The 26852-nt window shown below is 41.3% G+C and carries 24 protein-coding genes; 11 read left to right on the forward strand and 13 right to left on the reverse strand.

The genetic code is table 11. The features are described 5' to 3' along the window. Positions 1-36 precede the first annotated feature (36 nt). Complete coding sequence (locus tag RMX89_RS24340) at positions 37-1527, forward strand: COR domain-containing protein (RefSeq protein WP_322690757.1); 1491 nt, start codon at positions 37-39, stop codon at positions 1525-1527. 106 nt (positions 1528-1633) lie between these two features. Here the strand turns inward: RMX89_RS24340 and RMX89_RS24345 are convergent, their stop codons facing one another. The 8 genes from RMX89_RS24345 to RMX89_RS24380 all read right to left on the reverse strand — a co-directional run bounded on the left by RMX89_RS24345 (position 1634) and on the right by RMX89_RS24380 (position 8327). After that, positions 1634-2152 (reverse strand): hypothetical protein, encoded by a 519-nt coding sequence (locus RMX89_RS24345; RefSeq protein ID WP_322690758.1) that lies wholly within the window; start codon positions 2150-2152, stop codon positions 1634-1636. Between the two features lie 160 nt (positions 2153-2312). Next, a complete protein-coding gene (locus RMX89_RS24350) occupies positions 2313-2906 on the reverse strand; it encodes a DUF4360 domain-containing protein (RefSeq protein WP_322690759.1) in 594 nt (197 codons plus the stop codon). Between the two features lie 539 nt (positions 2907-3445). Further along, positions 3446-3592: a hypothetical protein gene (locus RMX89_RS24355; protein ID WP_322684601.1), complete on the reverse strand. Its 147-nt coding sequence runs from the start codon at positions 3590-3592 to the stop codon at positions 3446-3448. 89 nt (positions 3593-3681) lie between these two features. Then, positions 3682-4017, reverse strand: a complete 336-nt coding sequence (locus RMX89_RS24360; RefSeq protein ID WP_322670376.1) for a XisI protein — start codon at positions 4015-4017, stop codon at positions 3682-3684. Beyond that, positions 4005-4421 carry a XisH family protein gene (locus tag RMX89_RS24365; RefSeq protein ID WP_322670377.1) on the reverse strand — a complete coding sequence of 139 codons (417 nt, stop codon included), beginning with the start codon at positions 4419-4421 and terminating at the stop codon, positions 4005-4007. The genes RMX89_RS24360 and RMX89_RS24365 overlap by 13 nt, the downstream gene beginning before the upstream one ends. A 26-nt stretch (positions 4422-4447) precedes the next feature. Then, a complete protein-coding gene (locus tag RMX89_RS24370; protein ID WP_322690760.1) occupies positions 4448-5053 on the reverse strand; it encodes a Uma2 family endonuclease in 606 nt (201 codons plus the stop codon). A gap of 121 nt (positions 5054-5174) precedes the next feature. Further along, on the reverse strand, positions 5175-6788 hold the full coding sequence (locus RMX89_RS24375) for an NAD(P)H-quinone oxidoreductase subunit 4 (RefSeq protein WP_322690761.1): 1614 nt from the start codon (positions 6786-6788) through the stop codon (positions 5175-5177). Between the two features lie 429 nt (positions 6789-7217). After that, on the reverse strand, positions 7218-8327 hold the full coding sequence (locus RMX89_RS24380; RefSeq protein ID WP_322684597.1) for an S-(hydroxymethyl)glutathione dehydrogenase/class III alcohol dehydrogenase: 1110 nt from the start codon (positions 8325-8327) through the stop codon (positions 7218-7220). A gap of 359 nt (positions 8328-8686) precedes the next feature. Between RMX89_RS24380 and RMX89_RS24385 the strand changes: the two genes are divergently transcribed. From RMX89_RS24385 to RMX89_RS24395, 3 genes are all read left to right on the forward strand, one after another. After that, complete coding sequence (locus tag RMX89_RS24385; protein ID WP_322690762.1) at positions 8687-9970, forward strand: valine--pyruvate transaminase; 1284 nt, start codon at positions 8687-8689, stop codon at positions 9968-9970. Between the two features lie 100 nt (positions 9971-10070). Then, complete coding sequence (gene rimM, locus RMX89_RS24390; RefSeq protein ID WP_322690763.1) at positions 10071-10658, forward strand: ribosome maturation factor RimM; 588 nt, start codon at positions 10071-10073, stop codon at positions 10656-10658. Positions 10659-10812: 154 nt separating this feature from the next. Then, positions 10813-13194, forward strand: a complete 2382-nt coding sequence (locus RMX89_RS24395; protein ID WP_322690764.1) for a phosphoketolase family protein — start codon at positions 10813-10815, stop codon at positions 13192-13194. 577 nt (positions 13195-13771) lie between these two features. Here the strand turns inward: RMX89_RS24395 and RMX89_RS24400 are convergent. Together RMX89_RS24400 and RMX89_RS34600 are read right to left on the reverse strand one after the other, a co-directional pair. Beyond that, the gene (locus tag RMX89_RS24400) at positions 13772-14308 is read right to left on the reverse strand and encodes a GNAT family N-acetyltransferase (protein ID WP_322684593.1); all 537 of its coding nucleotides are present in this window, start codon (positions 14306-14308) and stop codon (positions 13772-13774) included. Between the two features lie 29 nt (positions 14309-14337). Beyond that, entirely contained in the window at positions 14338-14430 is a 93-nt protein-coding gene (locus RMX89_RS34600) for a hypothetical protein (RefSeq protein ID WP_416212005.1), read from the reverse strand. Positions 14431-14707: 277 nt separating this feature from the next. Here RMX89_RS34600 and RMX89_RS24405 point away from each other — a divergent pair, with 277 nt between their 5' ends. From RMX89_RS24405 to RMX89_RS24430, 6 genes are all read left to right on the forward strand, one after another. Next, complete coding sequence (locus RMX89_RS24405) at positions 14708-16339, forward strand: DUF1565 domain-containing protein (protein WP_322690765.1); 1632 nt, start codon at positions 14708-14710, stop codon at positions 16337-16339. 159 nt (positions 16340-16498) lie between these two features. Further along, on the forward strand, positions 16499-16621 hold the full coding sequence (locus RMX89_RS24410) for a hypothetical protein (RefSeq protein ID WP_322690766.1): 123 nt from the start codon (positions 16499-16501) through the stop codon (positions 16619-16621). A gap of 335 nt (positions 16622-16956) precedes the next feature. After that, positions 16957-19068 carry a TIGR00300 family protein gene (locus RMX89_RS24415; protein WP_322690767.1) on the forward strand — a complete coding sequence of 704 codons (2112 nt, stop codon included), beginning with the start codon at positions 16957-16959 and terminating at the stop codon, positions 19066-19068. Positions 19069-19720: 652 nt separating this feature from the next. Further along, entirely contained in the window at positions 19721-19954 is a 234-nt protein-coding gene (locus RMX89_RS24420; RefSeq protein WP_322690768.1) for a hypothetical protein, read from the forward strand. A 342-nt stretch (positions 19955-20296) separates the two neighbouring features. Further along, entirely contained in the window at positions 20297-21556 is a 1260-nt protein-coding gene (locus RMX89_RS24425; protein WP_322690769.1) for a tetratricopeptide repeat protein, read from the forward strand. A 63-nt stretch (positions 21557-21619) separates the two neighbouring features. Continuing rightward, positions 21620-22351, forward strand: coding sequence for a hypothetical protein (locus tag RMX89_RS24430; protein ID WP_322690770.1), 732 nt, complete (start codon positions 21620-21622; stop codon positions 22349-22351). Between the two features lie 183 nt (positions 22352-22534). On the opposite strand, the gene feoB is transcribed toward RMX89_RS24430, so the two are convergent. Continuing rightward, the gene (feoB, locus tag RMX89_RS24435; RefSeq protein ID WP_322690771.1) at positions 22535-24397 is read right to left on the reverse strand and encodes a ferrous iron transport protein B; all 1863 of its coding nucleotides are present in this window, start codon (positions 24395-24397) and stop codon (positions 22535-22537) included. Further along, positions 24394-24645 carry a FeoA family protein gene (locus RMX89_RS24440; protein WP_322690772.1) on the reverse strand — a complete coding sequence of 84 codons (252 nt, stop codon included), beginning with the start codon at positions 24643-24645 and terminating at the stop codon, positions 24394-24396. Before RMX89_RS24440 ends, feoB begins: the two co-directional genes overlap by 4 nt. Before the next feature lie 207 nt (positions 24646-24852). Here RMX89_RS24440 and RMX89_RS24445 point away from each other — a divergent pair, with 207 nt between their 5' ends. Beyond that, positions 24853-25389: a DUF2085 domain-containing protein gene (locus RMX89_RS24445; RefSeq protein WP_322690773.1), complete on the forward strand. Its 537-nt coding sequence runs from the start codon at positions 24853-24855 to the stop codon at positions 25387-25389. A gap of 150 nt (positions 25390-25539) precedes the next feature. On the opposite strand, the gene RMX89_RS24450 is transcribed toward RMX89_RS24445, so the two are convergent. Further along, the gene (locus RMX89_RS24450) at positions 25540-26823 is read right to left on the reverse strand and encodes a glycosyltransferase (RefSeq protein ID WP_322690774.1); all 1284 of its coding nucleotides are present in this window, start codon (positions 26821-26823) and stop codon (positions 25540-25542) included. Positions 26824-26852: the final 29 nt, after the last annotated feature.

The following is a 26852-nucleotide window of genomic DNA, read 5'->3' on the forward strand; positions in this document are numbered from 1 at the left end:
TAATTTCAGTTATTTACTACTTGCTTATGTCGGAAAGTGACAGAAGAGGGTTATATTAAAAACCTACCCCATATTGGCAGTCCCCTCCCAAAAACCTGGGTTAAAGTCCGGGAAGCTTTGGAGAGTGACGCACGCAATTACATCAGCTTGGATGATTACCTGAAAATCTGCCAACAAAATGGGTTCACCCAAAGAAATGACAAGTTGCAACTAAGTGGCTATCTACACGATTTGGGAGTATGCTTGCACTTCCAGGAAGACGCACTTTTGAACAAGACTGTTATCCTCAAACCCAAGTGGGGAACTGATGCAGTCTACAAAGTGCTGGATAATGAAAAAGTGATTCGCAACCTGGGCAGTTTTACCCGATCTGACTTGGCAAACATCTGGTACGAAGACGAATACACCACGATGCATGATGAACTCTTGCGCCTGATGATCAACTTCAACCTGTGCTACGAAATTCCTAGAAGCCAAGGAAAGTATATTGCTCCACAACTGCTATCTGCAAATCAACTCTCATATAACTGGGATAAAACCAACAACCTGATTCTGCGTTACACCTACGAGTTCATGCCCAAGGGGATCATCAGCCAGTTCATCGTCGCCATCCATGAGTTGATAAATGAACAACAATGTGTTTGGAAAAGCGGTGTTGTTCTTAGCAAAGACCAGACAAAGGCAGAGGTGATTGAATATTACGGCAAGCGAGAGATTAAAATTCGAGTCTCAGGTCGTCACAAAAGAGATTTTATGACCATAGTTACACATGAACTCGATAAAATTCATGATTCGTATAAGCGACTGAAGTACAACAAGTTAATTCCCTGTAATTGTGTCACTTGTAAAGATAGCCAAGAGCCACACTTTTACTCTTTTGAGATATTGCGACAGTTTGTAGCCGATAAGCAACAAGGCATTCAATGTCAAAAAAGCTATCAAATGGTTGATGTCTTGGGCTTAATTGATGATGTGATGGATAGAAGGGAGTTACTGAAAGCAGAACAGCAGAAGAGTGATGATTTTCTGCCTAATCCCTCTGAAACAAGAAGGGAAAATGTCGTTGTAACAATTAATAATGTGATTCAGCCATCAAAGCAAGAGAATAATTTTATGACAGAACCATCTAAATCAGAAGCAAATTCTCAACCAGAAGTGCATAAACCATCCTCGCAAATTTCACCTGCTGAACGTGGAATAGCACTTGCTATGGCTCTGGCGGTCTTAATAGTCTTTATTGTTCTTGTACTCTACCCACGAGCAATGCAAGGTAGCACTCTAGCAATAATTAGATTTTTAGCAGCCACATTTGCTGGGATATCAGGTTATTTATTGACGGGTAGTCTTGGTTTAGAAGCACACATACCTTTGAGTAAAACGAATATTAAAGCTACAGGGGCATTTGCAGCGTTTGTCCTTGTATTACTTCTATTCTTTTATGGAGTCCCAGCATCCGAAAATTCAGATAAACCCAAGCCTATTTCAGATGCGAACACAACCATAACGGCGATCGCTAGTATAAATTAACATAGCGATCGCACTGAAAGATTTACTAATTAAAAGCGATCGCACCACCCCAACATCTTAATGTTCTTCGCCTTTTTCCTGAAAGAGCGAGCGCTAAAACCACATTTTATTGTTGTTGAAGTGCAAACTTTAGCTCTGTCAACTCTAATTCTCCTCCGGTTGTTGTTAATACTAAATTAATGCCTAAAACACTTTTTCCTGTCGTTGTATAGTTAGTTAAAGGTATTTGATTAGTCAAATCAAAATTCATAGCACTTCCATAGATCATTTGATATGGAGTTGGTTTATCGCCAAGTAAAAATGATGTGATAGCTACTCGTGCTGGTGCTTTCTTTACTACACCTTTTACAGCTAAAGGCACGAGCCTAAATTGCTTTTGAGTATTAGAGGTATCAATTCTAACGATACATCTAGCCCTTGGTGATTGTGCATTTACAGTTATAGGAGAGCCAAGTGTAAACTGATTTATTTGCGGATCGAAACTTATATTACATCTCTTATTAACCAAAAAGTTTGGCTGGTTATCTATTGCAACAGCAGTGCTAGATGAATTGGCATTATAACAATAGAAAAAAAACAAGCACATTAACATGAAAAAATTACGTGCATCACTTAATCTCAACATAACTTACTCTCCGTCAACAGAAATTTGTAATCTTAAAGAAGAATACATTCGGTAGATTCAATGAGTGGGGGATTTAGACCCATCACTCATTGAAGACCACCAAACTCCAAATTTGGTGCGGTGTATCACCATCCATGCGCAGAATCGCTAAAAGCCAGGACTAACAACGTTTTAGGTCAAAATAAAGCCTTACATCCCCAGCATTGAGATCGGCTGTATCAACGAAAATAGAACTTCCTGCTGAGGATTGTGCAATCATATTAATACCTAATAGTCCTTGCCCACCACCACTACATAAACCTGTAGCAGCTAGAACAGTAATCTCATCTTGCTCTGCAAATGCCTTACTAGATGTAAACTTGCTAGTTTTAGGGGAAGCTACGGCTTGACCAAGAGCACCACCACTAAAGCTATAAGTTCTGCTTAAGCTGGTACCTTTACTCTTAGTATTAATATCAGTAGTTCCTTGGTACAGTACTTGTACATTTTGGATGATGAAACCACTTGGAATAAAACTTTGAACGCGTAAAATACACTTTTGACGTTGACCATTGAATGCACTAAAGTTATCCAAGACGATCGATAAGCTTCTACCATCATCTCCAGGAAGCTGATCGGCAACACTACATCCACCAGACCCGATTGCATCTCCAAAAGTAATACTAGGCTCATCAGCCAAAGCCTTGGTTGCGATCGCGTTGATTCCAAGAATTGTAGTTAGAGACAGTAATAGACCAAATTGTTTAAAATTCATATTGATTCTACCTATGTTGTTAAAGTTGTTTTTTCATGGAAAATGCAGTCAAAATGCATCTCCCCCAACTATTTAACTAGTGCAGGATAAATCTCTAGAAGGTTTACTTTATTTAGAAACTAAATCGTTTTTAACTGTGGCAAGAATTAACTTAGTGTAGGTATAGCATCACCTACGTAGGACTCACCTGTAATAGCCTAAAGTCTTGAGATTAAAAAATGGCACTTTCTCTGTAAAATCCATGAGAGAACTCTCCTATAGATGCAAAGTAGAATTAAGCTTCAATACCTTCGCTAAGAAAAGAGGCAGTCTAGCTTTTGCCGAAATACCCCAACACAAGAAGGTGTAAACTCTCAAGCTAATTCATGCAATAGTTAAGTGTCTCTATCCTGAATTTACAAAAAGAATATGAGGAACTTGTGAGGGAATACGGTGCTTATTAAAACTTAAATCTTGCCAGTATTCAGATTGGAATTTACTGGAATATCAATAAAAATAATATTAAAAGTACAGAGATGTATATGTCGTTTGTCCTTATATTAGATATCTGATGAAAGAGAATGTGAGGAACTTGTGAGGAAATACTGACAAAACTCGTAAAATTGATCGTCGGTCATAGCGATCGCAGGTTGCAATTGCAAAACCATTGGTATAATTTCTGTGACTACAGGTAAGTTGGTGGTCATAATGGCTTTGTGGCTACTTCACCTGCTTTAACTATAATCTTTTCACAATCTACGGTGAAATGAGGGTTAACTCATGAAGATTGGAATTATTAACCAACAGCAAACTCGGTAAATTGTCGTTTAAAGGGGGAATGAAAAGCCAAAACTATGTCTTTTTTAGGTATACCTCGACTAATAAGGTCATTGGCGATACCTCCTTCAGTACCATCGTGTTGAATCCAAATTTTTTCGTTTTTAATATCTAGATGCAAAACACAGCCATATACACGGCGCTTATTTGACCACCCTGCATGAACAAGTTGATATCGATCGCGTTCTCTATCAAAAATAACTTCTGCTTCTACTTCTTCGTTGCTGGCTTTGATTTCACTGTAAGCTAGCAACAGTTCTTGAATAAGTTGACGGTACTCTTCTACTTTTGCCATTTCACGATCGCCTCCTCTTCTGGCTCGAAAACAATCAGCCGAACTTGGTAACGTTGGATTAATAAGCGTGGCAGTTCTAAGGTAAAAAAAGAACGATAGGTGTCTAAAGGAACTGCTAAATATAAAAGCCTCTCAGGTTGTTCTTCTTCAAGTGCTAATTGATATTTGAGATACTGTCCTAAAGCAGTACTAAATTCAGTTGTAGTAGATGGAGCAACAAAGCTTTTAACTTCAACCGCAATTTTTTCTTGATTTCGTTCAGCTGCTAAAACTTTCTCTGCACCAAGGTCGATGTACATATCCAAACCACCAAAACGGAGGAAAAGCGGGTCATTAGTGATGAGCCAACCCTCTTTCTCTAAAGCGCGTCTTACTGCATCATGGAATATGTCTTTCGCTGCCATAGATTCCTAACATTTGTATTTCTTCCTTACCAAATCTGACTTAAATCCAAAACAAACCCAGCTAGCAAAGGTTCACCATTAAGCGTTTTTGGATTATCTAATTGTTCAACCGCAATATTAGGACGATAAATAAAAACTCGGCGTTGTTTTCTATCAATTAACCAACCAAGTTGAGTGCCATTATCAATATACTCTTGCATCTTGTCTTGCAAAATTCGCAAATTATCAGTTTCAGAACGCAATTCAATTACAAACTCAGGACAAATCGGTGCAAATTTTTTTCGCAGTTCTGGTGGTATCGCTTCCCAGCGATCGCGTTTTATCCACGCTGCATCGGGCGATCGGACTGCACCATTAGGCAAAGTAAACCCACCACTGGAACCAAACCCTAGACCTGTACCATCTTGCTTTGTCCATACCCACAACTGCCCAACTAAGTTAAAATTGCGTTCATCAGTTTCCGAACCAGTTGGGGGCATAATGACTAATTCTCCAGCAGGATTACGTTCGATACGAAAGTCGGGGTTTAACTGACAAAATTCATAAAACTGGTCGTCAGTTAGTGCGATCGCAGGTTGCAATTGCAAGACCATTGGTATAATTTCTATGGCTATAGGTAAGTTAATGGTCATAATTAATATTTTGGGGCTTCACCTGTCTTTAGGATATATCTTGGCAAAATTTTAGGGGTGGTTACAAAACCACCCCTTCAAATTTAGAATTTACTTGCAGACCCCTTAATGGGAAATTAATTTACTCAGAAATATTAATTGAACTTTCAACTTCAGAAGTAGCCAATGTTGGTGCAGAGAAAATACGTGAGTACAGACTTGCTGGTTGTTGATGAGCAACAACTGGTAGAACTTGACGAGCATGGGCGACTAATTCTACTGCTTTCACATCATAAGTCTGCGTTGCTAACTTGGGATAAAACCCGATTCCGATGATTGGCAGTAGCAAACAAGCGGTAATAAATATTTCGCGGGGTTTGACATCAGAGATTACAGCATCCAAGTGCAACTCTTTATTTTGCTCACCGTAGAACACTTGACGCAGCATCGACAGTAAATAAATCGGTGTCAAAATCACGCCAACTGCTGACAGCAGCACGACTACAACTTTGAAGCTGGAACTGTAAACATCACTGCTGGCGATACCCAGAAACACCATCAACTCACCCACAAAACCACTCATTCCGGGTAAAGCAAGAGAAGCCATTGAACCAATGGTAAAGAGAGCAAAGGTTTTGGGCATTACCTTAGCCATACCGCCCATTTTATCCATCATCAAGGTGTGGGTGCGATCGTAAGTCACGCCAGACAGGAAGAACAAGCTAGCAGCAATCAAGCCGTGGGAAACCATCTGTAATACTGCACCGCTGATACCAAGCTCTGTATAAGAGGCAATCCCAATCAGCACAAACCCCATATGGGCAATTGAAGAGTAAGCCAAGCGGCGTTTGAGATTGGTTTGAGCAAAGGCACAGCAAGCACCGTAGACAATGTTAACCACACCTAAAACTGCTAACACTGGGGCAAAAGTCACATGGGCATTGGGCAACATTTCCACATTGAAGCGGATGAGAGCATAACCACCCATTTTTAACAACACACCAGCCAAAATCATTGAACCGGGTGCTGATGCTTCACCGTGGGCATCAGGTAGCCAAGTGTGTAAAGGGAAAATCGGCATTTTCACACCGAAGGCAATTAAGAAACCTGCATAAACCAACAATTCCAAGGTTTTGGGGTATTCTTTCATTCCTAGAGTCGCCATATCGAAAGTGACGGTATCTCCAGAGAATGCCATTGCAAAACCCGCAATCAAGATAAATATTGATGCAGCAGCGGTGTAAAGAATAAATTTGGTAGCGGCATAACGGCGGTTTTGTCCTCCCCAAATGGAAATTAGCAGGTAAACTGGCACTAACTCGATTTCCCACATCAGGAAGAACAACAGCAAATCTTGGGCAACAAATACGCCAAGCTGGGCGCTGTACATCGCTAACATCAAACCATAAAATAATCGCGGCTTGGTGTTAACTTTCCAAGCCGCGAATATTGCGAGGGTATTGATTAAGCCTGTCAGAAGCAGTAAGGGCATCGATAAACCATCAACCCCCACAGCCCAATGCAAACCTAACTGTGGTATCCAAGGATAGTTTTCTATAAGTTGGAGTCTTGAACTCTGGAAGTCGTACTCATACCAAAAGGCATAAATCATCAGTGCAAAGTCGGCGATCGCAACTCCCAGACCATACCACCGCACAGTTTTACCTTCCTTGTCTGGGATTAGGGGGATGGCTAAGGTAGCCACCAAGGGTAAGAGGATTATGGCTGTTAGCCAGGGAAATTCAATAGCATTCATTACTTCTGACAATCAATTTGCCTTATCACTTTTGATTTAATTATATTAAGCAATCAATATTTTTGTAAACATTCTTTAACTCTAGAAGATGAAATTTTTGACAGAGATAAGAACATATACTCATTGAATGTCAAATTTTCAGGAAAAATAAGAATAAATACTTATCGAATTTTGACGATTCCATTCTAAATGTAAACTTTTGCAACGTCAACAAAAAACGGTAGCTAAAGCTACCGTTACAATACAGTTACATTTTTTGGTTCAGCCCAATTGTCAGGACTATTTACTCTACGCTTCTAAGTTGAGTCATAAACCTAACCCTCTGTATTGGGTTAAGTGCAACGCCAATTTAAGGTTTAGCTATGTACTGAGATACTTTAATGTGCTAACTATGAGAGCAAAATACCCTTTTAAAACATCCTCTAACAGCTAAAAAGTCACCACACTACGAATTGATTCACCTTTGTGCATCAATTCAAAAGCATCATTAATTTGCTCAATGGGCATCACATGAGTAATTAAATCATCAATATTTATCTTACCTTCCATATACCAATCAACAATTTTCGGCACATCTGTACGTCCTCTAGCGCCACCAAATGCTGAACCTTTCCAAACGCGCCCAGTTACTAGTTGAAAAGGACGAGTACTGATTTCCTGTCCAGCACCAGCAACACCAATAATCACGCTGACGCCCCAACCTTTGTGGCAGCATTCTAATGCTTGACGCATAATTTTGACATTACCGATACATTCAAAACTATAATCAGCACCGCCTTTTGTTAAATCAACCAGATAGGGAACTAAATCACCTTCTACTTCTTGGGGATTAACAAAGTGTGTCATACCAAATTTTTCCGCTAAGGCACGTTTGTTGGGATTAATATCTACCCCGACAATCATATTTGCCCCTACCATCCGCGCCCCTTGGATGACATTTAAGCCAATACCACCCAAACCAAAAACCACAACATTTGCTCCAGGTTCCACCTTGGCAGTATTGATGACTGCACCAATACCAGTAGTCACACCGCAGCCAATGTAACAAACCTTATCAAAGGGAGCATCTTCCCGAATTTTTGCTAAGGCGATTTCTGGCAGCACCGTATAGTTAGCAAAAGTGGATGTACCCATATAATGATGAATCATCTGCCCATCAATACTAAAGCGACTGGTGCCATCGGGCATCACACCGCGTCCTTGAGTTAGGCGAATGGCTTGACAGAGATTAGTTTTGAAACTCAGACAATATTCGCATTGGCGACATTCGGGAGTGTAGAGGGGAATCACGCGATCGCCTGGTTTGAGACTGGTGACACCAGCGCCTACTTCCACTACCACACCAGCACCTTCATGTCCCAAAATAGCCGGAAACAAACCTTCGGGATCGTCACCAGATAAGGTAAAAGCGTCGGTATGACAAACCCCGCTTGCTTTCACTTCAACTAACACTTCGCCGGCTTTTGGCCCCGATAGTTGAACTGTTTCAATCGTCAACGGCTTACCTGCGCTGTAAGCTACTGCTGCTTTAACTTGCAATGTCAGCGCTCCTGTATAGTTTTGTCATTTGTCATTTGTCATTTGTCATTGGGATTAGGGGAGAGGTGACAGGTGATAGGGAATAATCTGTACCCTTTACCCTGTAACCTATTCTCTTCTTTACTCCCCAGTTTCCTCACACGCATTGAACGCATGATAAACTTTTGTATTACTTCATCGGATTTACTCAGCACGATCGCCGCTATAACGATAAATATTACTTTGTTAAAATATCATTCTCTAGCTAGATTGGTTAAAGGCGGCAACAGCTGTTTTGACAACGATGTAAACTTGATGTCAGCAGCAACCTCCAAATAATTTGTCCACTCCTTAATTAATACATTATTTTGTCACAGCTTATGAACCCTGCCCTAACTCAAATTGGCGCTCAAATGTCAAACCTGACTGGCGTAAGAGCAATCATGAAGGATATTATCGAGACATTACGAGCGGGTGCAGGGCAGCAGTTTATTAATTTGAGTGCTGGTAATCCGTTGATTTTGCCAGAAGTAGAACAATTATGGCGGGATTGTACTGCACAGCTTTTGGCTAGTCCAGAATATGGTGAGGTAGTTTGCCGTTATGGCTCAAGTCAGGGCTATGCACCATTTGTGGAAGCGATCGCCAACGATTTTAACAAACGCTACGGGTTAAAATTAACCGATCGCAATATCCTCATCACCCCCGGTAGTCAAACCCTCTACTTCTACGCTGCCAATACCTTCGGTGGCTACACCCCTAGCGGCGAGTTAAAACAAATCGTTTTACCCCTCAGCCCTGATTACACAGGTTACGGCGGTATCTGCTTAGTTCCAAAAGCCTTAACTGCCTACAAACCAACTCTCGATATTGATGCGGCTGCTCACCGATTTAAATATCGCCCCGACTTCAGCCAACTTACAATTACAGAAAACACAGGTTGTGTTCTCTTCTCTCGCCCCTGTAATCCTACTGGTAACGTCCTCACGGATGATGAGGTGAAAAAGATTGCCGCCCTAGCTGCGCCTTACAATCTACCTGTGTTAATTGACTCAGCTTATGCGCCTCCCTTCCCGGCATTAAACTTTACCGACATGACACCAGTGTTCGGTGATAACATCCTCCACTGCATGAGTTTATCGAAAGCCGGATTACCAGGAGAAAGAATTGGTATAGCTATTGGGGATGAAAAGTGGATTGAAGTGCTGGAGTGTTTCCAAGCAAACATGAGTCTCCATTCTTCACGTTACGGCCAAGCGATCGCAGCTTATGCAATCAATTCTGGTGCTCTAGTGGAAATTTCTCACACTGTCATTCGTCCCTTTTACCAAAATAAATTTACCGTTTTAGAAACCAGCTTAGAACAAGCGATGCCCAAGGATTTACCTTGGTATCTCCATCGCGGTGAAGGAGCAATTTTTGCTTGGTTGTGGTTACAGGATTTACCCATGAGTGATTGGGAATTTTACCAGCTAGTTAAGCAAGTAGGTGTGATTATTGTCCCTGGAAGTACCTTCTTCCCCGGTTTAGAGGAAGAATGGGCGCACAAGCACCAATGTTTCCGCATCAGCCTTACAGGTACAGATGAAGAGATAGCCACTGCTATGCAACGTTTAGCAAAAGTGGCCGAAGAAGCTTATCAGCGTGCGGCTGTGACTGCCTGATTAGAGAAAGTTAGGAGTTAGGAGTTAAGAGTTAGGAGTTAGGAGTTATAAGAATTTTTTCTCCAATGCCCAATGACAAATGACAAATGACAACTGACAAATGACAAATGACAAATTAGATAATTGGTTAGAAATTGGTAAGATTGTTGCCCCTCAAGGATTGTCTGGAGAATTACGGGTTTATCCTGTATCAGACTTTCCCGAAAGATTTGAAGTACCGGGAAAACGTTGGTTGTTGTGTTCAGATGACACAGAACCGCAGCCAATCGAATTATTGACAGGACGTTACATCAGTAACAAAAACTTGTATGTGGTCAAATTAGCTGGCGTGGAAAATTGCGATCAAGCAGAGGCTTTGCGCGGTTGTAAGTTAATGGTGCGAGCAAGCGATCGCCCCCAATTAGGCGAAGATGAATATCATGTCCTCGATTTGATTGGCTTAGAAGTCTTTATGCAAGCATCTGGCGAACTCGTAGGTACGGTGGTAGACATTATCCCTGCCGGCAATGATTTGCTAGAAGTAAAATTACACCCATCTTTTACCACTGACAAAGGACAAATGACAAATGACAAAGGACAAAAGACTGTTTTGATTCCATTTGTAGAAGCGATCGCACCAGTGGTAGACTTGCCATCTGGTCGTATTGAAATTACGCCCCCGCCTGGATTATTGGAGATTAATAATTAGGTTATTCCTCGATCTATGTCTAGCTAATTCTGCTGTACTGGATAGTCATAAAGGCTGAAAAAATTCATCATCGGTTAGATGGCCATCATCTTGAAAATAAGTAAGATTACATACTGGTGAATCCGTCAAAATCCTTTTGTAATGGAGTGTCGAAATGACATTAGCCAGTCCTCCACAAACAAAGCCTTTAACAGATGAAGAATTACATAAGATAAACGCCTACTGGCGTGCAGCGAACTATCTTTCGGTTGGGCAAATATATCTACTGGACAATCCGCTACTGAGAGAACCTTTAAAGCTGGAACACGTTAAACCCAGGCTCTTGGGTCACTGGGGAACAACGCCAGGGTTGAACTTTATCTATGCTCACCTGAATCGGGTCATCAAAAAATATGACCTCAACACAATATATATTGCTGGCCCCGGTCATGGAGGGCCTGGACTAGTAGCCAACACCTACCTAGAAGGCACTTACACCAAGTATTATCACAACATCTCCCAGGATGCTGAAGGAATCCAGAAACTCTTCAAACAATTCTCTTTCCCTGGTGGTATTCCCAGCCACGTTGCACCGGAAACTCCTGGTTCGATCCACGAAGGCGGGGAATTAGGTTATGCCCTCGTCCACGCTTATGGTGCTGCCTTTGATAACCCTGATTTAATTGTTGCTGCTGTTGTCGGTGATGGCGAAGCCGAAACAGGTGCTTTAGCAACTAGCTGGCATTCCAACAAGTTTCTCAACCCCGTGCATGATGGGGCTGTACTGCCGATCCTGCACTTGAATGGATATAAAATTGCTAACCCAACAGTACTGGCACGGATTAGCCGTGAGGAATTAGAAAGCTTGTTTGTCGGCTACGGTTACAAGCCCTACTTTGTCGAAGGTGACGATCCCGCAGATGTCCACCAGCAAATGGCGGCGACTCTAGATATAGCGATCGCCGAAATTCAAAGCATTCAAAGAGAAGCCCGCGTACATGGTTACACTGAACGTCCTCAGTGGCCGATGATTGTCATGAAAACCCCCAAAGGTTGGACAGGGCCAAAGGAAGTAGATGGTAAAAAAACAGAAGGTTCTTGGCGATCGCACCAAGTCCCCTTTGGCAACATCGCCAAACAGCCAGAACATCTGAAACTCCTAGAAGATTGGATGAAGAGTTACAAACCAGAAGAACTCTTCGACGCTAACGGCACACTAATTCCCGAACTAGCAGAACTGGCTCCCAAGGGGCATCGACGCATGGGTGACAATCCCCACGCTAACGGCGGTCTTTTGCTGTGTGACTTGAAAATGCCCGACTTTCGAGACTATGCCGTAGATGTCTCTGAACCAGGAAAGGCGATCGCTGAAGCTACCCAAGTTGCAGGAATTTTCCTCCGGGATATCATGCAACTTAACCAAGAAAGCCGCAACTTCCGCATCGTCGGCCCCGACGAAACGGTATCGAATCGTTTAGGCGCTGTGCTAGAAGTTACAGACCGGGATTGGGCAGCCCAGATCCTCCCCGAAGATGACCACCTTTCCCCCGATGGTCGGGTGATGGAAATTCTCAGCGAAACTAATTGTCAAGGATGGTTAGAAGGCTACCTCCTCACAGGACGCCACGGGTTTTTCTCTTGCTACGAGGCATTTATCCACATCATTGACTCGATGTTCAATCAGCACGCCAAATGGTTGAAAACGACTAGACATATTCCCTGGCGTAGACCGATTGCTTCCCTCAATTACCTACTCACCTCTCACGTTTGGCGACAAGACCATAACGGTTTCTCCCACCAAGACCCCGGTTTTATTGACCATGTAATCAACAAAAAAGCAGAGATCGTTCGGGTGTATTTGCCCCCCGATGCCAACACTTTGCTATCAGTAACCGATCACTGCCTGAGAAGCCGTAACTATGTCAACGTTATCGTTGCTGGAAAGCAACCAGCATTGCAATACCTAAATATGGATGCTGCTATCAAGCACTGCACCAAAGGCATCGGTATTTGGGAATGGGCAAGCAACGACCAAGACGGCGATCCAGATGTAGTAATGGCTTGTGCTGGGGATATTCCCACCTTAGAAACCTTGGCGGCTGTGGATATTCTGCGCCAGCACTTCCCAGATTTAAAAGTGCGGGTGGTGAACGTAGTCGATTTAATGACACTACAGCCAAAAAGCGAACATCCCCACGGTTTGAGCGCAAAAGACTTTGACACGATTTTCACCACAGATAAACACATTATCTTTGCCTTTCATGGCTATCCCTGGTTGATTCATCGCTTAACCTATCGTCATACTAACCACGAGCAGATGCATGTGCGGGGCTACAAGGAAGAGGGAACTACCACCACCCCCTTTGATATGGTTGTTCTTAACGAACTCGATCGCTTCCATTTAGTGATGGACGTAATTGAGCGCGTACCAAAATTGGGATATAGGGCAGCTTATGTCAAGCAACATTTGCAAGACAAATTGATCGAACACAAGCAATATATTCAGAAGTACGGCGACGATATGCCGGAAATTCGCGATTGGAAGTGGCCCTATTAATCGGAGGACTTACGCAAACAATAACCGAAACCCTTATTTTCAGGTAGGGGCAATTCATGAATTACCCCTATAATGTGCAGTTTTGCGTAAGTTCTAAATAGGAAATAAGTAGACCTCTTGCAAAAATCCTTGAATCACCTCTCCCCTTGTGAAGCGACAAGCCTTTCTTTAACGTGAGTTCGACGAGTGCTATTTTGACCTCTCCCCCAGCCCCTCTCCTACCAGGAGAGGGGAGCAAAAACTTTTCTTTTCTCGTTCTCCTCGCTCTCCTTACCCAGACGCTACGCGTTCGCCTTTTAGGAAAGGGAGGCTGTCCGGGAAAGGTCTGTCGAACTCACGTTATATTAAATTCAAACAGTCGTTTATTGAATTCGGGCGATCGTTTATTGAATTCGGGCGGTCGTTGATTGAATTCGGGCAGTCGTTTATTGAATTCGGGCAGTCGTTTATTGAATTTGGGCAGTCGTTTATTGAATTCGGGCAGTCGTTTATTGAATTCGGGCGGTTGTTTATTGAATTCGGGCAGTCGTTTATTGAATTCGGGCAGTCGTTATTGAATTGTTCCTCATCTGGTGATTTAGCTAATTTCACTTTCACCATGCCAATCTGCTCGACTCAGACAATAAACAAAGCACTCATCGTCACCAAACCGTCGATACTCGATAAATTTGAAGCCAAAGCGTTCATAGAAGCGGTGAGCGCGGGTATTACTGGCTAGCGGATCGACAAGTATAGCCGTCACTTGCGGATCGGCAAAACATCGAGCAAGTGCAAGCCGCATCATTTGTGTTCCATAGCCTTTACCCAAATCAGTTTCTTCCCCAATCCAGATATCAATGGCACGAAGATTCGCCGTAACATCACCCCAGTAATGGCTATCCTCATGTGCTGGATCGATAATCTGAATAAATCCAATGGGACGACCATCAATTTCAGCAATCAATTGCTCTCTCCATTCGGGAGTGCGTTCAAGTTGTACTTCCCAGCCCCAGTCATCGTTAGGATCGGAGTTAATCACATGAGGTTGCTCATCCCAGTGGCGCAATAAATCCAAATCAGCAAAGCTAGCAGGGCGGAGGTTTATCCTTATCCCAGGTGGCGGGGCATAGTTCATACTGTTTCTCCTATGTTTTCGGCGATTCACTAGACCAGTTGAATCACGACACCGTTGGGGTCTGTGACTTGAAAGAACCTTTCACCCCAAGGTTCACTCTCGATCTCCGTTGTAATTTTCACATCTTACTGATTGAATTCGCGCGTCAAAAATCTCAAAGTAATTTTGCTCATATTGTTCTAGAGGATGTAGAAACCTCTAGTTCAGGCGTTCGCGGAGCGTCTCGTAGAGAAGCCAATTAAAAGTAGTTCATTTAGTCGAATACTAGTGAAACCCAAAAGCATTTACATAATTTTTTAACTTTGTAATGAAAAGTACTTAAACTTACTTAATGCATCAACTGCTACCTACTTTTATGGTTAGCGCTAGGATAGCTATGTATTTTATGAAAGTATAAATATGGCTCAAACTTTTTACGTAAATTCAGTAACAGGCAGTGATGCCAACCCAGGTAGCCAACAAGCCCCTTTCAAAACTATTACTAAAGCCCTTAAGGTAGCTACTGTTGATACCAAGATTCAACTAGCAAATGGTAATTACAATGCTGCTAGCGGTGAAGTCTTTCCGTTAACGGTTCCATCTGGTGTGACAGTGGTGGGTAATGAAACCAATAAAGGCAATGGTATTTTGATTGAAGGAAGTGGTACTTACCTAAGCCGTACTTTTGCTGGTCAGAATGTCACTTTTGTACTGCTGGATAAAGCTGAACTCCGAGGAGTGACTGTAACAAATTTGGCTAGTCGTGGTAGTGGTGTTTGGATTGAATCAACTGCCCCTACTGTTGCTAATAGCACCTTCATCAACAATAAGCGGGAGGGAGTATTTGCTACAGGCGATGCTAACCCAGTGATTCTAGGTAATGTGTTCAGTGAGAATGCAGCTAATGGAATTGCGATCGCTAAAAATTCTAAAGGTCAAATCGAAAATAACACCTACTCTAAAACAGGTTTTGGCATTGCCATTAGCGATACTGCATCACCCATCCTTCGAGATAACAGAATTTATGAAAACCGTTCTGGGATTGTCATCTCTGGTAGCGCTCGTCCCGTATTACGTAATAATGTCTGTGAAAATAACACTGATGATGGGATCACAGTAATTGGAACTGCTCTACCGGATATCGGCAGTAACAATAATCCAGGGGGCAATACTCTACGCAATAACGGTAAATTTGATTTGCAAAATGTCAGTTCCAACAAGCTGATTTCTCTAGGAAATAAAATAGATGCGTCTAAAGTTACCGGAAACATAGAGTTTGCAGATAGTTCAGTTCCAACCCCGACACCAACCCCGACACCAACGCCAACTCCAACACCAACTCCAACTCCAACACCAACGCCAACTCCAACTCCAACACCAACGCCAACTCCAACGCCAACTCCAACACCAACGCCAACTCCAACACCAACTCCAACTCCAACACCAACTCCAACTCCAACTCCAACACCTACTATTGAATTAACCGATATTGCGAATCATTGGGCAGGTGGGTTTATTAGGGAATTAGTCAAATTGGGGATAGTTAATGGTTTTCCCGATCGCACATTTAAACCCGATGCGACAATGACACGGGCACAATTCGCGGCAATACTAGTAAAAGCTTTCAACCCATCGCCAAACCGTGCGGCGATCAAATTCAAAGATGTACCAGCAGACTTCTGGGCATCCAAGGTAATTCAGCAGGCATATCAGGGTTTATTTCTCTCTGGTTTTCCCGACAATACCTTTAGTCCCAACAAAAATATCCAGCGCGTGCAAGTGATTGTCTCTCTGGTGAATGGATTGGGGTTATCTAGTGATGGTACGGCAACTATCAAAGTTTTCGATGACCAAGCCAAGATTCCTGAATATGCCAAGGATGAAGTAGTAAAAGCTATAGACAAGAAAATTATCGTCAATTACCCAAACCTGAAACAACTCAATCCTACCCGCGATGCTACACGCGGTGAGGTAGCGGCGATAGTGTATCAAGCTTTGGTAGATGCTGGGCGTGTAGCAGCGATCGATTCGTCTTATATAGTGACTGCTTGAGGGGGCAGGGGGCAGGGGGCAGGGGGCAGGGGAGACAAGGGGACAAGGGGACAAGGGGGAATTATTGAACAACTCTCTCCCTTGTCTCCCCCCTCTCTTCTTCGTCTACTTTGTCTCTTCTCCATGCCCTCTGCATACCTCTGCCTCTGGAGCATCCTTATGCTACCTACCCTTCAGTTTAACAAGCGTGCTATTCAAGTCACGGGTGTTAGTGAAAAGTTAAAGGCGAACGCTGGGAAAACAAACGTTCGCTTAACTCTACTTGCCGAACATAGTGGTTAGTTGCTTGTTACTAGCATACTATAGACTGTGAATTTGAAAGCATTTGATAAAGATTTTGGTGCTAATGCCGATGAATTCGATCTAGTTGCTTCGCCCTCTAATACGCCCCCAGTGGCCCCACTTTCTTGGAAACCTAAATTAAATCAGGCTTTCTTGATTTTGAATTTTGAATTGGTATTATTACCATGTTCCAGTAATAGAATTGAGAGCGAAGGCTTGATAAAGTCTTCAACTATCAAAAGATAGATGCTTTAGTAGCAGATTTTACCTGTAAAAAAAACAAAAGTCTGTATTCAAAGTAAGCTTGTAGCATATAAAACGCTTGTAAGATTTTTATGACTTCCCGGATTCGCTTTTTAATGTGCCCTCCTGACCACTATGACGTGGACTATGTGATTAATCCTTGGATGGAAGGGAATATCCACAAGTCATCGCGCGATCGCGCCGTGGAACAGTGGCAGGGACTACATCAAATCCTCAAACAACACGCCATTGTCGATTTAGTACCACCTGAAAAAGGCTGGCCTGATTTGGTTTTTACCGCCAATGCTGGCTTGGTTTTGGGCGATAATGTCGTCCTCAGTCGCTTTTTGCACAAAGAGCGTCAGGGAGAGGAGCCTTTCTTCAAACAATGGTTTGAGGCAAATGGTTATACAGTCAATGAACTTCCCAAAGATTTGCCCTTTGAGGGAGCAGGAGACGCACTGCTAGATCGGGAAGGACGCTGGTTATGGGCGGGATACGGTTTCCGCTCGGAATTAGATTCTCACCCTTATCTAGCTAAATGGCTGGATATTGAGGTGCTATCCCTACGATTAATAGACGAACGTTTCTATCACTTAGATACCTGTTTTTGTCCTCTAGCAAATGGCTATTTGCTATACTATCCCGGCGCTTTTGATTCTTACTCCAACCGCTTAATTGAAATGCGAGTTGCACCAGAAAAGCGCATCGCAATTGAAGAAGCTGATGCAGTCAACTTCGCTTGTAATGCGGTGAATGTGGATAGCATCGTCATCATGAACAAGACGAGTGATGCTTTGAAAACTCGCCTTCAGGATGCAGGTTTCCAAGTGCTGGAAACGCCACTTACGGAATTTCTCAAAGCCGGTGGTGCGGCTAAATGCTTAACTTTACGGGTGACTGAACCAGTTAGAGATGAAATTCATGCCAATGTCTCGGTAGAAAGCCGCGTCATTCGCATGGAAGGACATTTGTTAGATGCTGGCTTAATTAACCGCGCTTTGGATTTGATTATAGATGCCGGGGGAAGTTTCAAAGTCCTGAATTTCAACTTGGGAGAACAACGCCAAAGTACTTCAGCCGCCGAGGTGAGAGTATCAGCACCATCCCATGAGGTGATGGAAGAAATCATTTCCCGATTGATTGATTTGGGTGCTGTAGATTTACCCCATGATGAGCGAGATGCCAAACTAGAACCAGTAATTCAAGATGGCGTTGCGCCTGATGATTTTTACGTCAGTACAATTTATCCCACCGAAGTGCGAATTAATGGTCAGTGGGTGAAGGTGGAAAATCAACGGATGGATGGTGCGATCGCAATTACCCAAACTCCCACTGGCTTCGTTGCTCGGTGTAAAATACTACGCGATTTAAAAGTTGGTGAACAAGTAATTGTAGACGTTTTAGGTATCCGCACCATCCGCAAAACTGAATCGCGGGAACTCCGCAGCACCCAAGAATTCAGCTTTATGTCGGCGGGGGTTTCCAGCGAACGACGCGTGGAATTAGTCGTTGAACAAGTAGCTTGGGAATTACGGAAAATTCGGGATGCTGGTGGTAAAGTAGTTGTCACGGCTGGGCCTGTGGTGATTCACACAGGTGGCGGCGAACACTTGGCACAACTGGTTCGAGAAGGATATGTACAGGCGTTGCTGGGTGGTAATGCGATCGCAGTTCACGACATCGAGCAAAATATCATGGGCACTTCCTTGGGTGTAGATATGAAGCGGGGTATCGCCGTGCATGGTGGACACCGCCATCACCTGAAGGTAATTAATAGTATCCGCCGTTATGGCAGCATTCCGAAAGCTGTGGAGGCGGGAGCAATTAAAAGTGGCGTGATGTATGAATGTGTCCACAATAATATACCTTTTGTGCTTGCGGGTTCGATTCGGGATGACGGCCCTTTACCTGATACCCAAATGGATTTGATTCAAGCACAGGAGCAATATGCCAAACTCCTAGAAGGTGCAGAGATGATTTTGATGCTGTCATCGATGCTGCACTCCATTGGGGTGGGAAATATGACCCCGGCTGGTGTGAAAATGGTATGTGTAGATATTAATCCAGCTGTGGTGACAAAGTTAAGCGATCGCGGTTCTGTAGAATCGGTGGGTGTAGTTACAGATGTGGGATTATTCCTCAGTCTGTTGATTCAGCAGTTGGATAAGTTGACAAGTCCTTATGTAAATAAGGTACGTTAAGAAACGAACTGCTCCAGATACCACACAGAAGTAGATGACTAGGGTAGCATTTACTACCCTAGTATTTTTTATTTTCTAAGTATAAAAGAGTGGGTTGGGTTGAGTCAGTTTCAAGTAAACATTTTTCATAGAAATTATTAAAAATTCGTAGAGCAAAATACTTTGTCTGTAAACAATTACGCTACTATAGATAAAATATTTCAATAAAGAAGAATTCAGGAGTCAGGAGTCAAAATCCAAAATAAATTCTGCGCGACTGACAGGTAAATATTGGTTTAATAGCTTGCCCTTTTGGGCGAAACGTTTAAACACTCTTCCTGATTAAAACTCCATCCAATTTTGGGTAGAGCATTCTCAATTATGAATTTTTTTATACAAAAGTTCTTTAAAGGTGAGTACAGTATGCTTTCACCTAATTTCTGCATCAGGATTCCAAAAGAACTGCATGAGTGTCTTATAGTTGCTCTCAAACAAAATTGTACTAGTAAAACCTAGGTAATAATTGATGCTTAATTTGATTATTTGAGTTGTTTTAATGATGTGACATCAAATCGGTAGGTGGTTGATTTACAAAAGAAAGTAGCAGTTTTAAAAACTGTAGTAAACGATGGATATCTCGTATGAGTAAACTTAAAAACTTTGGAATAAAGCTATGAACCAACAGCCTGATAAAACCGATCAAAATAAAGTCACTCAAAGCGCTAATAATGCTGCTGGAAATGTAACACAAGTAGCGAGAGATTATCAGAATACGAACTATATTTTTATTTCATTTTTGTTATTTGGTATTCTTGCTCTAGGAGGATTAGCTTGGGCATTTACTGTTGGGGTAAACAATAACGGACAGAATCCTCAAACTGGTCAGCAGCAACAATCCTCTCCCTAAAACTGAATCCTGTTAAGGATATCGGCTCTACAGAGCCTCCTATACTAATTCAAACCCAATTAGAGTGAAAACCTTACAAAGCAAGGTTTATCAATAATTATTATGTTGTTATTTTAATTGAAATAACAACATAATAATGCTTTCAATAATTTGGAATCCAATTTGGCATAAAGGAATCGGTATATCTCACTTCAAGTAAATCAAGAATGAGTTCTTTTAAATATCAATAATTACTTCGTCTGCCTAAATAGTTTTTGCAAGAATATTTTTATTTTTAAAGTGTGAATTATCCCTTATTTTTTATTTGTAAAGTAGATTCGCAAAAATCAGATACTCTCAATTATGTCACAAAAAAAACTTACACAAAGAAATAGTACTAAACAAAAAGCACATTCTAATAAAAATCTTTTGCAGATAGGTCGTGACTTTATCCTTAATATTAACGGTGGTGTTATTGTTGTGTTAGTCACTCTTACTGTTTTATTCGGGATAGTAATTTTACCACAAGTTTCATCTTATTATATTGATTCATATCAATGTAATGAAAAGTTAGCAAATCCGAAGAAAGAACCAAAACAAGCAGAGCGGGTTTGGAACTCTTGTGAAGAAGTGCTTAAAAAGGAACCAAATAATACTAATATACTAAAGCGTGCTGGTAGAGCATCGCTAGTAAGATGGAATCCTCGTTGGGAATCAGATCAAAAAGATCGCGTTGTTTACACCACAGAGACTAATTTTCGCAATGCTTATATTCAGAATACAGTAGATGCACAAGCTGCGTTTTACAAAGATTTTATCTTAGATTTCAAAGATGTGTTAAGTGAAAATCCAAACTGTGACCTCACACAAAAACGATATAGTAGGGCATTAGAGTTATATAGCGAAGACAACAAGACTCTTGAGGAAGAAGACTATCAGATTGTATTTGAACTCAGCCATTTTTTAATAAATAGAGATAAAAAATATGAGACAGCCATTATACTTCTTGAAAAAATTCCTAACACCGATCCAGAATTTTACAAAGATGTTTTATTAACGAAGGCAATTGCAAAATTATCTCAACATAATTTGAGCGATGCTAAAGAGCTTTTTAGAAATGCTTTAAATATAGATAAAGCAATAAGTAAAAAAGAATCGTATAAGATTAAATATCATCTAGCATCCATTTATGCTAATCGTGCAATAATGAAAGATTCTACAGAAAGAAATAATCATCTTACAGAAGCAATCAAATTATATGATCAAATAACAAGTGATAAGATTGCTTCAAACTTTTATTATGCTTGGAGGAATAAAAGTTTTGTACTTTACTTAAATGGTGATTATAAAAATGCTGTATCAGCATTTGAGAGAGCGCTTGATTTTAAAGCTGCTCAACTCAAGGAGCTTGATCTCAAAAATCGAGAATTTCTAATAACATATAGAGACAAAGCGAAAAAATACTCTGAAAATAATCAATTTACCAATGAAGACGATAGTATACAGCTTGAAGAATATCTTCAGAAAAAAAGAATTTTTGATAGTTCCTTTATTACTCATGAAAGCAATAAAGATCCATTTTTTAATGTTGAACATGATAAGTTTTATCAATGCCGAAGCTAGTCAACCAATAGGAGAATATCATTTTAAAATATGTCATACTTGCATATTATAATCATTTCAATTTTGACTACTGTTTTAATATTTATTAATAGCTGTAGTTCTGATTCTATTAGTAGCGCTCCACAAAAGCTGCAAGAAACTCCAGTAAAGCAAGAGCAGCCAGATGTTTCGTATATGAAGGCATTAGGCTTAATGCGAGGACATTTAAAAGTAGGAAAAGAGTTACTTGATCAAGGAACACCTGACCAAGCAGAATCACACTTAGGGCATCCGATAAACGAACTTTATCACGAAGTGGAAGAACCACTTAAGTCATATGGTGCATTACAATTTAAGGAAAGTTTGGAAAAGCTTTACGATATAGCAAAATATCAACCTGCATCTGGAGATGTGGAAATTTATTATAGTAAATCTATTGAAGCAATTAAAGAAGCATTGCAAAAATTACCAAAAGGAAAGCTTCAGTCTCCTGAATTTGTATTACAAGTAATTAACGAAATGTTAAAGGTGCTAGAAGTAGAATATAAATCTGGGATTGTAAAAGGTAAGATTTCTGAACGTATCGAATATCAGGATTCAAGAGGTTTTATTATCTGTGCTTCAGAATTTTACAGTAATATTGCTTCTCAAGTAAATCAGAAAAGTTTAATTATTAACAATGCCATAAATGATAATTTAAATAAAATAAAAGATGTATTTCCTTCTGTTAATCCTCCTGATGCTCCTTTAAAAACTCCTAAAGAAGTATCAGAGTTCGTCAGAATTATTTGGGAGAATAGTCAAAAATATAGTTGAAGATGAATTTTGTGCTACATATCGAAGTCTTTGAGTATAATATTGCTTTTCACGCAAAGAGGAGCTAATACTTTGATTTAAGCAATCGCGTTCTCAACTCAAAATAATATGTTTTCTGGGAAAATTCCAGTTCTCATAATGGATGAAGTTTAGCAACTTTTTTCAACTAAATACTTAGCTTAATTAAAATCCTAAAGCTCGCGCACTCTGATAGAAAATAAAACTTGTTATCCAAGCTAAACCCACTGACCATACTACTGTTATCCAAGCAAATTTAGCACTCTTAGATTCAGTTTTAATTACTGTAATAGTTGATATACAAGGGACATAAAGCAGGGTAAACAGCATAAAGCTGTAAGCCTGAACCCAGTCTATCTGTTGGGAAATAGCCTTCGCCAACCCAGCATCATTTTGCGTACTGTAAATTACCGCCAAACCCCCTAAAACAATTTCTTTTGCAACAAAGCCAAAAATCAGAGCCACTGCTAATTGTGGATTAATACCCAATGGTTGTAATATTGGTTGTGTAAATTGACCAATCATGCCAGAAATAGTCTGAGGACTTGCAGGTAGCACATTGGTAGGGAAGTTATTGCAAAACCAAATCACCACCACACCAAAGATAATAAATCGGCGCGACCAAACCATGAAGTGCATAACTTCCCGCCAAGCTCGCATAATCATGTGCTTGAACGTGGGGAAGCGGTAAGGCGGTAGTTCTAATAAAAATGGTTCTTGATTTGGATATTTATTTTGAAACAAAATTGCGGTTAAAATTGCAGCTGTAAAGCTAAATATATACAAACTAAATAAGACTTTAGTCGCTTGTTGGGGAGTAAATATCGCAGTCGTCATAAAGATAAACACATTCAATCGTGCTGAACATAGGGAAAAAGGAATCACCAGCATTGACAACAGTCGCAAAGCTGGAGAACGCATCACTCGTAACCCCATAATTGCTGGCACGTTACAGCCAAATCCCATCAGCGACATTACAAACGACCGACCATCCAAACCTAGTCTCTCCATCAACGCATCCATCAGATATGCAGAACGCGATAGGTAGCCGCTATCTTCTAATATCGCCATACAGATGAAGAACAAGAAAATCATCGGGAGAAATGTCGCTACTGTTCCTATCCCTTCGTAGATACCATTTATAAGGAAATCATGGAAAAATTTTCCCCATACTCCCTGGTAGGAAAAACCTGCTAACACAGGCTCTAAAGCATTATCCTTAAACCAAGTCAGAGCATTACCCAAATAATCCTGTAATGGTGTTCCCAGCATATAGATAAACTGGAAGATCAAATACATTGCCCCAAAAAATATCGGCAACCCCAATACTGGATGCAAGAGAATTTTATCTAAGCGAGACGTTAAGTTTTTTTTGACTTCTGTCGAAGTGTGAACTGCATTTTGCAACAGGGTTTCCATCTCTAATGCTATCTGTTGTTCTGGTGCAAAATTATCTTCCACCTTACCCACAGAAAATGGCTCGTTCCCCTTAGCTAATTCTTCCTGAATTGTTTTATATGCTTGACTGTAACCTTGTCCATACTTCGCACTAATAGGCACTACTGGCATTCCCAGATGCTCGGATGCTTTATCGTGGTCGATACTTACCCCAAACTTCGGTGCTTCATCTGCCATGTTCAGCAGTAGTACAGCTGATAATTGCAAATGTTTCACTTGTAAAGCTAGGCTAATTTGGCGATCGATTTGCGTTGCATTAAGAATTATTATTACCAAATGTATTGGGGTAATTTCAAAAAATCGGCGCACCACTGCCTCATCTTCTGAAAAACCGCGTAAATCGTAAATCCCTGGCAAGTCTACAACCTGTACCTCTTGATCATCAATTTTGATTTTTGCCATCATTAGGTCAACTGTAATACCAGGCCAGTTACCGACACTCGCATTAGCGCCTGTAAAGCGGTTAAAAAAGGTGGATTTACCTGTGTTAGGCATTCCCAAAACCGCAATTTGTTTGATTCCGGCAGTTGTGTTCTTGTCAGATGGGTTAGAACTGTTACAATGGGTCATTTTGGTGTCTTGCAAGTATCTTTTGTTAACTGAATTGCTTTAGCATCCCGACGACGCACCATAACTTCTGTTGTCCCAACGCGGATATGTAATGGGCCGTTCAACCAAGCTTTCCGAAGAATTAGCACTTGCCTGCCAGTGCGAAAGCCCAGTGATAGCAAGCGTTGTTGTAAGCCAGTCTCTCCTGAAAGCCCACAGATGATCGCAGTTTCCCCAGATTTTAAAGAGGTGAGTTCTATTATGTGCATATTTACTTAATTAATTTTGATAGGTAGGTTGAGGATAAAAATGTTTGAGTTGTGATATCTGGAATCATAAAATGCTATGAGGCAAAAATCTGTGATGTAGCGATCTCAAATTGTCAATATATTGGTAACGATAGTGATGATAATTGGCAATAATTTCCTTGCAGTATATTCAAAAGCACGCAAAGATAAAACAAAAAAGGATATTTTATGCAAAGAATTGTTCCCTCTATGCAATTACAACCTTCCAAAAATCTCAATTGGGTCAGTTTGATTGCTGACATTATGCTAGTGGGGATGGTTTTTGGCCCGCCGATTGCTCCCTTTTTGGCTGCGTCTGGAGTGTCTTTGCTTCCTGGAATTGCGGACATCATTTATTTCATGGGTAATCATGTCTGTCCGCAACCAGAGATGGGGTTAGATTTAGCACCACCGTTTATTATGGCTGTGTGTATGCGCTGCTACGGCACTGTCACGGGTTTGCTAATTACTCGTCTGCTATACGGCGTAACTGGTGGTAAGGGATTTTACTGGTTAAGTCAGTATGGCGGGAGTGGTGTGGCGATCGCAAGTGTGCTAATGATGGCTTATCCTTTGGAATTAGCAGCACAGGTTTTTGGCTTGTGGAGTTTTAATAACTATCTGGTTACGTCTTTTGGGTTGATTACGGGTTTGGCGTGGGGATTGTTTACTATGCCTATTTTGCATAGGTGGCATGGTGCTAAAACTAGCTTGACCAAATTGTAAGTTTTATCGCACAACTTAATTGAACTCTGGTCTCATTTTAATGCGATGTCTACGACGGGCTATGCCTACGCATCATTAGACCAAGAGCCTTAGTCAAAGTCACTAATTAGCGATCGCTAGTACTGTAAATACTAGCGATCGCCATATTTCTTATTGCTGTAGTCTTACACTGGTTGTACCTACCTCCACCTTCTGCGCTCCTTCAACGATTTGGTAAAGTTTGTGTTCAAATTTCTGCATACACGCTGACCAATCAAATTCGAGTATAGAGGGGCGAGCGTGTCTAGTCATATCTGCTTTCAAACCGGGATTTTCCAAAATCGCAATTACCTTTTGGGCGAAGTCTGTAGGGTTGTTAGGTTGGGCGAGGAAGCCGTTACGACCAGGAAATACTTGTTCTGAAGTTGAAGGTGCAACAACAGCAACCAGAGGAGTTCCAGAGGCTAATGCTTCGTTATTTGTCGTGCAGAAGTTCTCGGTGACAGAGGGGTTGACAAAAACATCTGCTCTAGCAAACCAACCTAGAAGTTCTGTACCGTGAGACTCACCCCATACAGTAATACCCGATCCAAACTTTTTAGCACGCTCGCGGATCTCTTCATCTAGCGGGCCACTACCAACAATTACCAGATGGACATCAGGAATTTTCGCAGCTATGACTGGAAAGATATCAAGCAATTGGTTGACATTCTTTTCGGGTGTAATGCGTCCAACAAACAACAAAGTTGGTCGGTTATCGTTAGGAATTGGGTCGTAACAAATGTTTCGCGGGTGAAATTTTTCGCAATCGATACCTTGATAAGCGACGTATTCAGCGCGTTGGCATTTCAGTTCTTCGTATTTAGTCAATTGTTCTTTAGAAGAGAAGTAATTGAAGTCATAAGACTCACTAAACTGCTTAACTAAAACGGGAACGATGGGACGAACCAAATTGAAAAATCGGTCTCCAAAGTAATATTTGATATACGCAACAATATCTGTATGGAAAAGTGATATTATTGGCGTGCCTGTTCGTTTTGCGTATTGAGTGCCGATTGGGCGACCATAACCTTGTAAGAAAAATGAGTATAAACCTCTCATTTGGGCTGCTTCTTCAACCACGATAATATCGGGTTTGAATTTCTCTAGCAACTTGGTATCGCTCCAATGTCGATAGTTCAACGGTTGAGGAAGAGACTTATAGAATAGCAGCGGTTCTGTAGGGAATGCGTAAGCAGAAAAATTGGGGAAAGATTGAATTTCTTCTAAACCTAGCATGGGGCGATCGCCAACATTTTTGGGGTAGCGATCGTTGATTTGCGGATGGATTAGAAAAACCTCATGTCCCTGCTCTAGCAACCAACGAACTCGTTGGTGTACTGCAACGGAAACACCAGTCAAAAAAGGAGCATACAACCCTGTAAACAGTGCAATGCGAAGTTTTTGCTTAGTCATAATAAAAGGGAATATTTCAGAAAATTGCT

Source organism: Nostoc sp. DedSLP04 (genome assembly GCF_034530775.1).
GTDB lineage: Bacteria > Cyanobacteriota > Cyanobacteriia > Cyanobacteriales > Nostocaceae > Nostoc.